The sequence below is a fragment of the Paraburkholderia phymatum genome (assembly GCF_038900715.1).
GTDB lineage: Bacteria > Pseudomonadota > Gammaproteobacteria > Burkholderiales > Burkholderiaceae > Paraburkholderia > Paraburkholderia phymatum_A.
In genome coordinates this window covers 25997-39760 of record NZ_JAYMRZ010000020.1, presented here as the reverse complement: position 1 = coordinate 39760, position 13764 = coordinate 25997, and the positions used below count along the sequence as shown (strand labels likewise).

Sequence of the window (13764 nt, the reverse complement as noted above, 5' to 3'; positions counted from 1 at the left end):
GACCGTCGACCAGCAACCCAGTTCCTGAGGATAGTTTGTCCTAGGAAGCGCAAATGTCAAAGAAAGTAGCTGGGTGCCCAAATTCGAAAGAATCACAGTCCAGGAATCCGGGACCTGAGGGCACGCGCCTGTCGCTCACTGACATCGATTCTGCTTTGCTGGTCGTCCTTCATGACGAGTTGAAAGGCACTGCGCGCAATGGCACGAATTTCCGACACCTTGTGCAGATTCACGAGCGTGCTGCGATGCGCCCGGAAAAAGCCGCTCGCGGACAAGGAGTGCTCGAGGTCGCCGATCGCATAGTCGACCCAGTACTGTTCGGCTTGTGTCTTGACCCGCAGGATGCCCCTATCCATCCAGAAGAAGCAGATGTCCGCCGGCTCCAAAAGGAGCAACCGCTCCGCCTTGCGCGCAACGATGTGCCGAACCCCTGCCGGTACCTCGTTCAACATGCCCCGCACCTTTTCGTCGTGCTCGGCAAGCTGCTCCTGATAGGTGTGAATGCCGTAGGCGCGCTCGACCATCGCATCGAGAACCTCCTCCTCGACCGGCTTGAGCAGATACGCCAGCGCCCGCGCCTGGAAAGCACTCAGCGCGTATTCATCGTAGCCGGTGACGAAGATCACCAGCGGAAGAGGCACGGTCGGCGCGATGGCACGTAGCACGTCGAATCCGTCTAGCCCGGGCATCTGCACGTCGAGGAATATCAGGTCGGGGCGCAGGCGCGCAATGAGTTCGGTCGCCTCGAGCCCGTCGCTCGCCTCGCCGATGATCTCGACATCGGAACGGCGTGCCAGCAGCCGACGCAAACGGAGCCGCGATGCCGGTTCGTCGTCGATCAGCAGTGTGCGCAACTCGACGCTCATGCCTTCTCCGTTTGCAGCGGAATCGTGACGCTCGCACGACTGCCTCGCCGTGGCTCGCTATCGAAAGAAAATCGTGCGCGGTCGCCGTAGGCTGCTTTCAGTCGGTCGCGCACGTTACGCATCCCTATTCCTTTGGTTGACGCATCGTTTGCGTCAGCGACACCCGTTCCGATGCCGTTGTCTTCTACAGTCAGTATCAGGTCGTCGCCTACGCGGGCCGCGCTGACCACCAGGCGGCACTCGCCTCGCTTCGGCCCAAAGCCGTGCTTGATTGCATTTTCGACGAGGGGCTGCAGGATCAGCGAAGGAATCGGCCAGTCGGCTATCGGGTCGGCGATGCGGAAGTCAACGCGCAGCCGCTGCCCGAAGCGGATTTGCTCGATCTCCAGATAGGCCCTCAGAAATGCGGCCTCCTCGCGCAGCGGGACGAATGATCGCGTGCTTTGGTGCAGCACGTGACGAAAAATCCTGGCCAGACGTACCGTCATCGTTTCTGCAATGTCCGGCTCCTGATGGACCATTGCCGCGATCGTGTTGAGCGAATTGAACAGGAAATGCGGATTGATCTGCGCGCGCAGCGTTCTCAGCTCGGCCTCGACCACCTGATGCAACAGGTTCGCCTCGCGCTGCGCGCTCTCAAGCCGCTCCCGTTCGCGTTCGAGCGCTTCGAGCCGTCGCCCGACCACCGCCGCGGCTTGCCGAAGGATGTCCAGTTCTCCGCTCAGCAGTGTGCGGCCATGCATGCTATCGGGCAGCAAGAGTTCCAGGGATGCGACTTCGCCTACAGGCACCGTGACAGGATCATCGGATGACATCGCCTCGGCCGTCCGGCACGACACATGCACTTCGATGTTCAGGATGTCGAACAGAAAGCGCTCGGCGCAGTGAAAAACAGTTGCCTGTGTCTCCTGCAAGGCGAGGCGCTCTTGCAATTCAGCGAGTGCCGCCTGGAGATCGTCACGGCCGAAGATGCGCCGATCGACAACGCGCACGCCTGCGTTTGCGATCCAGCCTGACAGCAGGAGCAAGGCAGCAGCCACTGCGCAGAAGAGCGCAGCGCGCGCAGCATCGGACGCGGTGCGCAGCGCGAACCCTTCGCTCAACAACCACGCGGCGAGCCCTGCGAGCGTCAGGCCCAGCATGCAAGCGAACAGGACGCGCAGGCCGAGTTTGGCAAAACGATCGGCAGCCCGGAATTGTCCGAGATATAGCAGCCCGCCGAGCATCGTCAGGACGATGCTCTGCTTTGCCAATACATCGAGCAGCGGATCCCAACGCGCCGGTAATGCGGCATACGTTCTCACCCAGTGCGCGGCCATGCTCAGCGACGGACCCAGCAGGATCAGCTTAAGCCCGATCCGCTGCGCACCTCGCGCAATGCGCGGACGAAGCAGGACGAGCGCGCTGAACAGAACAGCGAGCGCACTGTATCCCGTCATCCAATGCAGCGCATCGAGCCATTGGGGACGCAGGCGAGGTGCGACCGCGAGGCCGATCATCTGGAGTGCTGCCAGCACGAGCGCACAACGCAGGAGGCAGTCTCCTGCTTGCTTGCGCCATGGAGTCGCAGGGTCGATGTTCCAGAACAGCAGCAGGCAAATTGGCCAGGCGGCCGGGGCAAAAAACGACAGGCTGTCAACCCACGTCACAGTGATCGCCTGCGAAGAAACACCGGCCGCAAGCAGGCTGAATCGCGTCAGGCCGCCCATGCTCCATATGGCTCCGCAAGCGGCGTTGAGCACACGCGCATGACGGTCTTCACCGGGAGAGCACCACGCGAGCGCTGCCAGGAGAACCGCCAGCACCAAGCTGACGCCGTAGCCGATGAGCTGTCCGAATAGCGTTGCGGGATTGAGCTGTGCGTCCATGAGTGTCCGGATTCGAAGCGGCCTCGCGCGTTGCCGGACAAGTTTGCTCCAAACCGTGACGGTTTGCATTCCCGTCAGGCCCAGCGCCGGATTTCGGCTTCAAACGCGGACGTGCAGAGTGCGAACGAAACAGGCTTCGCCGTTGCCTTTCTCGCCGTTTTCCGACGCGCGTTCGCCGGCGCAATTGCAGCGTTTGTGCGCCGAATCCCGCGCTCACGCCAGTCAGTCTGGGTTCTGTTCTGCCGGGCTCCTATGGTGTCTGCGAAAGGTATCGCCTCGCGCGGCCATCATTTACCGGAGGAACGACATGAAAAGAAGGAATCTTCTGAAGCTGGGTGCCTTGGGCACGCTCGGCGCTTTCACCGGTGTGCGCGGCCTCGCGCAGACCGTCGGATCGACGTCACCGCTCCCCTGGTTTGCTCTGGCGACCTCGATGAATCAGGAGTTGAACTACGCCGCACGCGTCGAGGGGCAGATGCCCGGAAACCTCGTGGGTACGCTGTTTCGCAACGGACCGGGTCTGTTCGAGCGGGCGGGTTGGCGCAAGCAACACATCCTTGACGGCGACGGGATGATCCGCTGCTACCGGATCGATTCACAAGGCGTGACGTTCCAGAATCGCTTTGTCGGCACCAGCAAATATCTCGACGAATCGAACGCCGGACAATATCTCTACTCCACATGGGCCTCCCAACTCCCGGGTGGACCGGCTCGTAACGCGCATCCCGACTTTCACGGCGGCCAGGCCGGCGTCTCGGTGCGGTGGCGTAACGGCCAGCTCTATGCGTTCGACGAATCATTTCAACCCTATCAAATCGAGCCGCAATCGCTATCGACACGCGGGGTATCGCTGTTGGGCCTGCCGAGCGGGCTGATCGTGTATTCCGCCCATCCCAAGGAGGACCCCGTCAGTGGCGCATGGATTCACTTCGGTACGCAGTACGGGCCGACCTTGCAGATTCATCTGACGGAGTTTGACCGGACAGGCAAATTGAGCTGGCACCGGGTTCTGCAAGCGCCACGCTATGTCTATGTGCACGACTTCTTCGTGACGGAACGTTACATCGTCTTGCATCTGCACCCGGCTTTCATGGACGTGGCAAGCTGGCAGGCAGGCGAAACCAGCTTGCTGGGATGCATCCACTGGCAACTCGAGGCTGGTGGCCTACTGCTCGTCGTAGGCCGGGGCAGCAGCGCGGACCCTATCCAAATCGAGACGGGAGCGGTATGGATGTGGCATGGTGTCAATGCTTACGAGCGGGGAAGCGAAATCGTGGCCGACTGCGTTGCGTACGACAATCCCAGCACTTTTTTGGGCTCGAATGCGAGCTGGCGTGCGATCATGACCGACCAGCAGGGGTTGGTTGGCGCGCCGGGCGCGATTCGGCGCTTCGTCATAGCGCCGCAGCAGCGGCGAGCGCGTATGGAGACGCTTGACGCGGGTAACCATGAGTTTCCCACCATCAATCCGATGCATGCATTGCGGCAGAACCGGTACGGCTATTTCGGCCTGGGCACCGACGATACCGGCTTCTGGAACGCAATCGTGCGCATGGACATGCTGAGCGGCAGGCGCCAGCAGTTTACGTTTGACGCCGGACAGTACTGTGCGGAACCTGTTTTTGCCGCCGAGCCGGACAGGGCAGACTTGCTTAAGGATGAAGGCTGGCTTCTCGTCGAGGTTCTCGATAGCCGGGTTCAGCAGAACTGCCTCGCGGTGTTCCGGTCAGACCGTATCGAAGATGGACCCGTTGCCAAAGTCTGGCTCACGCACACGCTGCCACTGAGCTTTCACGGCTGCTGGGTACACGAAAAATGAGCAAGCGAGCGATTGCTCCTCGCCAGCAAACAGGCCCCGCCCCTGTAGCACCGAAGCGCATGCCTGGTGCCTTACCTGAATTACGTATAGCCGAGCGCGGCCGATATGTCGTAACTGCGGCCGCAAGTGCCGCGCGGATCTGTGTGTATTTACGATAGATATACTGAATAACCTCTTCCGGTCTCTGGTGTTCGAAATCGACGTCGATATCTGGTGGACCGCCGCACATCTGGCGCTCGCGTATGCGGGTTGGCTGGGTGGCTGTTCTCGGCGCGGTTGTTCACGCGTGCAGCCGCCTTGACGAAAAGTGCTTTGCGCGGGCGAGTTCGGGAACTTCAGCCTTCGCCGCCGGATAACTCCCAACTGGGTCCGTAACGATCCTGCGCGGCACCGGGTTTGAACGCAGCATCCGGCGAAAGAAGCGCTTGGCCGCTGCCTTGTCGCGCCGCTTTTGCACCAGCACGTCGATCTCGGCGCCATGCTCGTCGACCGCTCGCCACAACAGATACGGCTCGCCGCGCAGCGTTACGAACATCTCGTCCAGATGCCAGGTGCTGCCCGGCTTCCGTCGCACCGCCTTGGCGCACTGTGCGAATCCAGCTCCGAACTTGTCGCGCCAGCAACGGATCGTTTCGTACGTGACCACGACGCCTCGCTCGAGCAACAACTCCTCGATGTCGCGCAGGCTCAGGCTGAACCGAAAATACCAGCGAACCGCGCAGCTTATGACGTGACAGCAGGGAAGCGGTAACCATGATAAAGCGATTTCGTCTTCTTCATCGCGTTTCATTTTACCGTCGCCTGCCCACCAAGCTGACAGAGCCCTTGTCGCCTGCCGGCGTCCGGGTGAAAAGGCCGTATACGACGAAGGGAACGCGACTGTTTCATTACGTCACTAGCGTTGGCGCATCAGTTTCACGAACTTCTCCATTATCGCCGGCAACGTCCTGCCTCTTTTCTTGACGATCGCGATCGACCGCACGAATGCCGGATGGTCAATCTTCTTCACGACGAGCCCCGCCTCGGCTCGCACCTCGCGCGCGGTCTCGGGCAGGATGGTCACACCAAGGCCGGCACGCACCATCGCGACGGCCGTCATCATGTACGTCGGTTCGCACGCGATATCCAACGGCTCGCGCGATTCACTCAGCGCCGCATCGACGACCGCTCTCACGGCCGTTCCCGGCGCGGTCAGCACGAGTGGCGCCTGCGCCAGATCGTTCAGGCCGATTCGCCGCTTTCTCGCAAGCGGATGCGCCTGCGGACACACGGCGACGAGCCGGTCAACGCCCGTTCGCAGGACCTCGAGCATCGGATCGAGCACCTCGCTGCCGGGAAGACCGCTGTCCGCTTCCTCATTACGCACGAGGGCATTGACGGTGCTCGCGACGACATCGCGAATCTGGAAGACGACGCGCGGCACCTCGCGCTTCATGTCGATGATCAACTCGGGCAACACGCTCGCCGCGAACGTCGGCAAGCACGCGACGCGGACAATACCGCTCTCCCCTTCACCTAGCGCTCGGGCATCGCGGTTTCCATGTCCTGCAGTGACTTGCGCAGCAGCGGAAGCAGCTCGCGGCCGGTCGCCGTCAACGCGACGTTACGGCTGTTGCGGTCGAACAGGCGCGCGCCGACCGCTTCTTCGAGCCTGCGTATCTGCACCGTGAGCGCCGGCTGCGACAGATGCAGCCGCTCCGCCGCGCGCGTGAAGCTGCCCGCCTCGGCCACGGCAACGAGCGCACGGATATCGGCCACAGGGCCGCGGCACACAATCTCGGACTCTTCTGGGAAGGCGCTTGGGGCGCCGGCGACAGCTTTATCCCGGACCGCACGAAGGCCATGCAGAGCTACCGGCGCGGCGGCGATGACAAAACTTGCCAACGCCGGCTGGAAGCGCTGCGTTGAGTTCCTGCCGTCCGCCAGTCGTGCGGTTGGCAGCTTTCACGCGGCACCCGACGGATATTTCGCATCAGTTGATCAAGGCAAGGTTACGGAGTAGCGACTCTCCGTCCTCCGTGATGCGAGGGCGTACTGCGCCGCCCGCAAGCCGCTCCAGGGCGACAAGCTGGCGTTCAAGCAATGCACCAAGTTCTTCCCGATCCGCAATGTGATCGGCGGAGCCCTTGACCAGCGTCAATGTTGCGAATTCGTGGGCGCTCAACACGGGATGATCCTGATGCAAAGAAAGAAACGCCGGTCGTCAGGTTTTCCGGTGACGGGCGCCGCATGACCACCCACGACCGTGGGCTGACTACCGAGGGCAGAAAGCTTAATTCGGAAATATGACAGCATGAGGACGGCGTCAGATGCCGACATCGCCTCATCTATAATCACGATACCCAGAATATCCACATCGCTTGGAGCTGTATTTTATGAGTCAAGCCCACGGACGATATGCGGGATCCCGGCGCAACGGCCAACGCCAGCCACACCACGAGAATAAGTCTCCGCCCCAACGGCGGGGACCACCGTATGTGAAGGCGCCTCCCCGAGACTCCACCGAGACTGCCTCCATCTTCAAAACACGATCGTTTCAGTTTCTGGTCGATGCGGTAGGCGCAGAGAATATCGCCATTGCACTCGAATCGAACATGACGCGCGTGGGCGAACTGATGAAAGGCGAGCGGTTCACGCCCGAGACCGCCTTTCACATGGAAACTACGTTGCGTTACCGCATGGCTTTTTTGACCAGCCCAATCCTGCGCTTGCGGACGAGACCATCGCTCGTCTGAAGTCACCGCTCGACTTCGTCCAGGTCGATGAAGGATTCGACGCAGAGTCCGAAGCACTTGAGCCGGCTCCTGCCAGGACCGTCGACCAGCAACCAGTTCCTGAGGATAGTTTGTCCGGGGACGCGCAAATGCCAAAGAAAGTAGCTGGCGGTTCGCCGAGAGCCGTCAAGAATCGTCGAAGCGACATGCCTGAACAGCCTGAACCTCGTGCGCCGCGCAAAGCTTCGCGCTCGAAAGACAAGCCGCCTCCCAAGACGCCGCAACAGCAACCGTTGGCATTGAGCGATAGCGCCGAGGTGGAGAACATCCGACGCGCTAACCTCCACCTTCTCACCAAGCGCAACGGATCAAAAGTAAGACTCGGCGTGGTGATGGAGATGAGTGGATTCAACATCGCCGATCGGCTACATGGCAAGAAGCGCATGGACAGTGTGGAAATAACCTGGTTCACGGAGCGACTCGGATTGCCAGTTGGCTGGTTAGACAGTCCGCGCACGGAAGCCGACATTCCAGAGTCGGTGTCGCGCATGCTTGCGCCTGCTCCACGCGGTCGCGCATCCGTTCAACAACATGAGCCGCCTGCGCTGGCAACGAACGATGGCGTACAGGGAAAACGCGTCGACGGGAAGGTGCGCACGCGACGCGAGCGTGCGACCGCCCTGGATGCATCGGAAAGCGCCGCATCTGTTTCGGCGGACGTCGCCGAAGACAGGGAGACGATCGTCGTCAGCCCGCGAGCGGATGTCAATGATTTCCCCGACGACCTTGCCACCCGTTCATTCGAAGAAAATGATGAAGCGGTTCGGGCACCCACGCGAGCACCGTCTGAGTCGATGCCCGCCTCCGCGCAGCCGCAGCAAAGTCCGGCTCCGCTCCCCTTCGCTACCGTGACCAGCCTGGACAATCTTCACGGTATTGCACCGATAGCAGAAGAATTGATCAAGACACTGGCGGGCAAGGCACGCACGGGTCGACTGGACGAATTGAAAGCGCTGGAACTTCTACAACAAGCGATCCTGTTGAAAGTCGTTGACCGCGTCGACCAATCAACGATGCCGCCGCTGATCCGTAAGCGCCAGGTCGGCTGGATTTGCGCTGAGTTCCATGAGGTCCCACTGAGACGGCAAACCTCTGGAACGACGCCTTTTTTTTGGCCGGGAAATTTGAGCCGCTCGCCGTTCATCGGACACAAGCGGCTCGACGCTTGCCTGTTATCTGGTCTGTTGTCATGCACGCGAAGCGGTTTTTATATCGACTCTGAGCGCGCTCGCCCTCCCCAGCCTCGCTCGGCCTTTGCAGACATTGACCTGATGACGTCGGTGAAGCGCTTCAGGGCATTTTGCCGCCGTTCGCTCGGCCGTCGCCTCGCATGTCAGGAACCATTCGAACAGAACGAGAACTTGTGAACCGAAGGCGACGTTCTCGGGAAGAAGCCTGCCCGGTAACGTAACCTGCATCAGCCGTTAGCCGCAACCTTCTTGCGTGTTTTTACCCGCGGCTTCTGACTCACCCATGCCGACTCGTCAAGCAAGCGTTCAAAGAGCCGGCTCATCATCGCCTCCGGCAACGGCGAAAGCCCAAGTAGCGAATTGAATGCGAGGCCGCTGGCGGCGAAGTAGCGCAACAAGGAAAGTTCAAGGTCGCTCGACTCTTCCCGCAGTTTTTTCATTCTCTCTGCATCGGTTACCTTGAACTCGACCAGAAGCTCCGGACTCTCGACCAGTGCAGCAAGTACCGCGCGCGCGACAGAATGCGGCTGCTTGACGGATTCCCGATAGATGGCGATCTGCGAAGACAGACACGGTTCTGTCTTCGTTGTGCCCACCTTCGCCATATGCGCATGCGCGATCTGCTCGAACTGCTGCCGCTGATGTTCGAGCAATGCCTTGAGCACGCCATTCTTGGTACGAAACTGATGCAGCAACCCGCCCTTGCTGATTCCGCTCTCGCGCGACAGTGAATCGAACGTGAGGCCACCCACACCTTCACGCGTGAGAATCGTCAGTGCGGCCTCGATGGCCTTCTTGCGAGTATTTTCCGAACGTGTCTGGTTATCCATTGATCTTGAAAGTGACGTCATTCGAGCCGGTTAGCTACCTGTTTGCCGAAGTCGTGGCCGCGCAAACCCGACACGCCAGTAGCTACTGAAAAGCTGCAAGTAGCATATCGCCCGAACCGGGAAACCCAGATTGTACGCTCGGCGTCTCGGTGCAGAAACAAACCGGATAGACGGTTTACATCCGAAACCGACGATGCTACGCTTCGGCCACGTCGGCTTTCACACGAATCGAAACGTCGCCGACATCTGACATCCACTCGCAAGGAACCGGAAATGCCCACCATGAGACCCGCCCTGCTGCTTTTCGTCAGCACGCTAACGCTCGCCCTGACGGCATGTTCGAGTGTGCCGCCCGTTGCCTACTCGGGCATTTCGTCGTCGCCGCAACTGAAGCAGAACCGGGAGAATGACGCGGCAAAAGTGCCTTACCGGTATGCCGCTCCCGTCGTCTGGTCGCGTTACACGCAGGTCATGATCGACCCGGTCGTCGTGTATCGGGGCAATGACAACCAGTTCGCGGATATGCCGGAGGACGACAAGGCCGCGCTCGCGGATTACATGGGCAAGACGTTTGCGACGAAGCTCTCGAAGCGTTTCGAAATCGCCAGCCAGCCTTCGCCTGCGACCTTGCGCGTCAAGCTCACGCTGACAGGAGCGGAAAAGACCACTGCGCTCGTCGGGCAGGTGATGCACTTCGATATCGCGGGGAACCTCTACAACGGCGTCCAGGCGATCCGCGGAGGCAAAGGCGCGTTCAGCGGCTCGGTGACATACGCCGTCGAGGTGTATGACAGTTCCAACAACCGCCTTTTGCGGGCGTATGTGTCGAAGCAATATCCGAACGCGATGAATCTGCCCGCTGCATTTGGATCGCTCAGCGCGGCCAGAACCGGCCTCGACAAAGGTGCCGAAGCCCTCGTCGCCCAACTGCAATAAGAGACGGTGAGCCCAACGGCCGACACGCGGCGAAGCAAGGGTTCGCGTTGCAAGGATGTGTCCACGACAGCAGCAGCACGTCGACACGGACGGCTGCTCATCACCTGTTGGATCGGCAAATGATGCACGCAGTGACAGACCTCCTGATGACGACACCGCCGCCGTTGATGGTGGTGATCGTGTTCGCAGTGACGTACTTCGTCGTGGGACTACCCGTCCATTTCACGCGAGGGGCTGGATACCGGGATGTGCTCGGAACGACGGCGGGCGTGTTCGTTGCGCTTGCCTACATCACGCTGGTTGTCCACTTTCATGCGAATGCCCGCTAAGCGCCCGGTCAACACGAAAGGCGTGTTACGGACCGTTCGATCATGATGGACGGGTGGCAGCGCATGTGGCATTGGGTACGAACCCGGTGTCGTGGTTGTGCCTTTTTATGTGACTGGTTCGCGCGTGAGTCTGTAGTCTGTACGTGAGTCTGCGCTTGAGTCTTTCAGGCACTCGAAGGACCGCCTTTGCCGTCGCTTCGACGCGTGCATCACCAAGGCGCGCCGAATCGGCAAACATCTGCGTGATGTCGTTACGGGAGAGCTGTAATGAGCGATCGGCTCCTACCGTCGATCGTGTGGCTGATTCCCGTTGCCGCGTTGCTCATCTCAGGCGCGCTGCTCATTCGCGTGACCGTGCAGCGCGGACCACGCATCACGATCGGCTTCATGACAGCCGAAAGCCTGGAGGCGGGCAAAACGCGGGTGCGCTACAAGGATGTCGAAATCGGCACACTGAAGGCCGTGCATCTTTCGACGGACCGCACTCGGGTTCTCGCCGATGTGCAACTGGACGATTCCGCAAAACCGTTTGCGACATGCGGCACACGCTATTGGGTGGTTCGTCCGCGCATCGGCATGACAGGTATTTCGGGGCTTTCGACAGCCATTTCCGGCGCATACATCGCCGCGGATATGGGCGGCACATCGAGACAATGCAAAGCGTTCATCGGACTCGAAACGCCTCCCTCCGTCACAAGCGATCAGAAGGGCAAGCGCTTCGTGCTTCACGCCGACTCCTTGGGCTCTCTGACCGCCGGCTCACCCGTGCTGTTCCGTCACGTGCAAGCCGGCCGGGTTCTCGATTATTCGCTTTCCGCAGATGGCGCCGACGTGGTTGTCGACGTATTCGTGGACGCACCCTACGACGGGTATGTGACATCCGCGACCGGCTGGTGGCAGGCAAGCGGGATCGACGTGCGCTTCGGCTCCGACGGTCTCAGACTCGATACGCAGTCTGTCGCGTCGCTGCTTTCCGGCGGCGTCGCATTCGATACGGTCACACGCATGCCAGCCGCGCGCCAGGCTGCAGATGGCGCTTCCTTCGCGCTTGCCGCCAACCGCACCGATGCAGCGCAACGAGCGGAGGATGGAGCCGCCGCGCGTGTCCTCATGCGATTCGATCAATCGTTGCGCGGTCTGTCCATCGGCGCACCCGTCGATTTCCACGGTGTCGAACTGGGCCGGGTGACGGCGATCGATATGGACTTCAATCCCGCAACGGCCCGGATCGACATGCTCGCCACGCTCGATCTGTACCCGACGCGGCTGGGACACCACTACCGGCAGGCACTCGGAAACGGCGACAGCGCAGCGGGCAGATATCTGCTGCATCAACTCGTCGAGAACGGCTTGCGCGGGCAACTGCGCACAGGCAGCGTTCTAACAGGACAACGATATGTAGCGCTGGACTTTTTTCCACACGCACGCAGCGTTCGTATCGATACGCAGCGAACGCCCGTGGAACTTCCTACAGTGCCCAATACTCTCGAAGAACTTCAGGATCAGCTTGCAGGCATCGTGAACAAACTGGACCGCGTGCCATTCGACAACATCGGCCGAAGTCTCGACCAGACACTTCGCACCACCGCGTCGCTTTTCCAGCGGGTCGACGCCGAACTGATACCTGAGACTCGCGCAACACTATCAGCCGCCCAGAAATCGTTCAATGCCGCGAACGCTACGCTCGCGCAGGATTCTCCACTCCAATCCGACGTGCATCAGGCGCTGACGGAACTGCGACGCACACTTGCTTCGCTCAATTCGCTCGCCGATTACCTGCAACAACATCCGGAATCTCTCGTGTGGGGGAAGTCGTCATCGTCTGCTAAGGGTAATTGAACATGCCGGTAGGATCGTCTGAACGATCGCACCGGTTCCTGGCGGGATGCACGGCTGATATGCCGCTGCTCTGTGACATTGGCATACTGATGACAAGCCTGTCAGTCATCCCAGTAAGCCACCGCGCGGAGCACAGTCGGAGCTGTCGACGCTGCCATCCACCCCGCACCGATTGCACTTTCCGCCCATCAGCTTCCACTCATCAGGTTTCCCCATCGCATCAAGCAGGTTCGAGACCATTGAAGAGACATGCAAACCGTCCTGCGATCAGGCTGTGCGTGCCTTCCTGCGTCCGGACGATGGCTCCGATGCAGACATGATCAGCGTCGCGGCCTCTTCGTCACCGATCGTCCTGAAGCAGTTGCCGATTTGGGCCGCGCCGAAACCTCTCACTGTCGTCTCAAGCCCGGAACGCGGCCACTTTCGTTTTGCGGCGGGATTCATCACCAGATATCGCCTGCGGTAAAACCATTCGTGAAAGGCGGGATCGAGCACATAAGTACTAAAACCCTAGATCCACGATTGTCCCGAGACGGTGGTCACGACGCATTTGTACTCGGCGATCTTCAATTCTTCGACAAGTGTGCCCGTATAGACGACACCGAGCATGCCTTCATGACGAAAAGGCACGTCGAGCTTGAGTTTGCCCTTTGCGTAGAGCGTGGCTATTTTTGCGCAGGTACCCCGCCGCGCGATGTGCTTCGTTGCCGCGGCTAGCTGTAAAGCCAACAAGGCTGTGCGCGGCGGAGGTATTGGGCAGCACTTCAGTCCGGTCGAACGCGAACTCGATGCCCTTGTCATCTCCTGCCCACTACGTTTGCGTGCGGCTTGCCGACACGGCTTTGGGGCTGCCAATGTGGCCCAGATAGAAAGCGAGCTACGGCATCTATTCAGCAATGTAGAACGTCCTTGCCGCTGATTCGCTTCATGAGCGCAGTGCAAGACCGTCCATTGATCACTAACTAGTCCAGGACTCGATGTTGAGGACGATACGCGCGACCGGGTTGTCGTCGGTGATATTCGGAAAGAACTTGATCTGGGCGAACGTTGCGAGGCTAAAAGCGACTACCACCAGCGTTGTCGACGCTGCGATGCGGTTGATGTATTTCACGGGTACCTCTTTTTGATGGTGTAGCCAGGAACTGACGAAGCTGACAGGAGCGCCGAATCATCTTCAGCGGCACGTCGGCCCCAACCCGGCAAAGAGGGACACGGCCGTCAGATTGCGCTTGCCGATCGGGAATGGACTGCGAGGAAGGGGTCAACTCAGACAGCTCAACTATAAATTGTTTATGGGCATGCTTGCATGCGGC

Annotated in this window: 10 protein-coding genes and 4 pseudogenes; 5 read left to right on the top strand and 9 right to left on the bottom strand. The window is 60.2% G+C overall.

Features of this window, described 5'->3' with window-relative positions; all coding sequences use genetic code 11:
• Positions 1–92: 92 nt before the first annotated feature.
• Positions 93–866, bottom strand: a complete 774-nt coding sequence (locus VSR68_RS30115) for a LytTR family DNA-binding domain-containing protein (protein WP_342943328.1) — start codon at positions 864–866, stop codon at positions 93–95.
• Positions 863–2734 (bottom strand): histidine kinase, encoded by a 1872-nt coding sequence (locus tag VSR68_RS30110; protein WP_342943327.1) that lies wholly within the window; start codon positions 2732–2734, stop codon positions 863–865. Before VSR68_RS30110 ends, VSR68_RS30115 begins: the two co-directional genes overlap by 4 nt.
• Positions 2735–3041: 307 nt before the next feature.
• Here VSR68_RS30110 and VSR68_RS30105 point away from each other — a divergent pair, with 307 nt between their 5' ends.
• On the top strand, positions 3042–4553 hold the full coding sequence (locus tag VSR68_RS30105; RefSeq protein ID WP_342943326.1) for a carotenoid oxygenase family protein: 1512 nt from the start codon (positions 3042–3044) through the stop codon (positions 4551–4553).
• Positions 4554–4611: 58 nt separating this feature from the next.
• Here VSR68_RS30105 and VSR68_RS30100 read toward each other — a convergent pair.
• The 4 genes and pseudogenes from VSR68_RS30100 to VSR68_RS30085 all read right to left on the bottom strand — a co-directional run.
• Positions 4612–4776 (bottom strand): annotated as a pseudogene (locus VSR68_RS30100) (hypothetical protein); the annotation flags it as partial.
• Positions 4774–5333 (bottom strand): annotated as a pseudogene (locus VSR68_RS30095) (IS6 family transposase); the annotation flags it as partial. The pseudogenes VSR68_RS30095 and VSR68_RS30100, both read right to left, overlap by 3 nt.
• A 115-nt stretch (positions 5334–5448) precedes the next feature.
• Positions 5449–6311: pseudogene (locus tag VSR68_RS30090) on the bottom strand (LysR family transcriptional regulator).
• Positions 6312–6525: 214 nt separating this feature from the next.
• Positions 6526–6720, bottom strand: a complete 195-nt coding sequence (locus tag VSR68_RS30085) for a hypothetical protein (RefSeq protein WP_342943325.1) — start codon at positions 6718–6720, stop codon at positions 6526–6528.
• A 208-nt stretch (positions 6721–6928) separates the two neighbouring features.
• Between VSR68_RS30085 and VSR68_RS30080 the strand changes: the two are divergent.
• Positions 6929–8310, top strand: a pseudogene (locus VSR68_RS30080) (hypothetical protein); the annotation flags it as partial.
• A 434-nt stretch (positions 8311–8744) separates the two neighbouring features.
• Here VSR68_RS30080 and VSR68_RS30075 read toward each other — a convergent pair.
• Positions 8745–9347, bottom strand: coding sequence for a TetR/AcrR family transcriptional regulator (locus VSR68_RS30075; protein ID WP_342943324.1), 603 nt, complete (start codon positions 9345–9347; stop codon positions 8745–8747).
• Positions 9348–9620: 273 nt separating this feature from the next.
• Here VSR68_RS30075 and VSR68_RS30070 point away from each other — a divergent pair, with 273 nt between their 5' ends.
• The 3 genes from VSR68_RS30070 to VSR68_RS30060 all read left to right on the top strand — a co-directional run bounded on the left by VSR68_RS30070 (position 9621) and on the right by VSR68_RS30060 (position 12451).
• Entirely contained in the window at positions 9621–10283 is a 663-nt protein-coding gene (locus VSR68_RS30070; protein ID WP_342943323.1) for a DUF3313 domain-containing protein, read from the top strand.
• A 119-nt stretch (positions 10284–10402) separates the two neighbouring features.
• The gene (locus VSR68_RS30065; RefSeq protein WP_342943322.1) at positions 10403–10612 is read left to right on the top strand and encodes a hypothetical protein; all 210 of its coding nucleotides are present in this window, start codon (positions 10403–10405) and stop codon (positions 10610–10612) included.
• Positions 10613–10879: 267 nt separating this feature from the next.
• Positions 10880–12451 carry an intermembrane transport protein PqiB gene (locus tag VSR68_RS30060; protein WP_342943321.1) on the top strand — a complete coding sequence of 524 codons (1572 nt, stop codon included), beginning with the start codon at positions 10880–10882 and terminating at the stop codon, positions 12449–12451.
• Between the two features lie 510 nt (positions 12452–12961).
• Here VSR68_RS30060 and VSR68_RS30055 read toward each other — a convergent pair.
• Together VSR68_RS30055 and VSR68_RS30050 are read right to left on the bottom strand one after the other, a co-directional pair.
• Positions 12962–13081: a hypothetical protein gene (locus VSR68_RS30055; protein ID WP_342943320.1), complete on the bottom strand. Its 120-nt coding sequence runs from the start codon at positions 13079–13081 to the stop codon at positions 12962–12964.
• Positions 13082–13409: 328 nt separating this feature from the next.
• Complete coding sequence (locus tag VSR68_RS30050; protein ID WP_342943319.1) at positions 13410–13562, bottom strand: hypothetical protein; 153 nt, start codon at positions 13560–13562, stop codon at positions 13410–13412.
• Between the last annotated feature and the right edge of the window lie 202 nt (positions 13563–13764).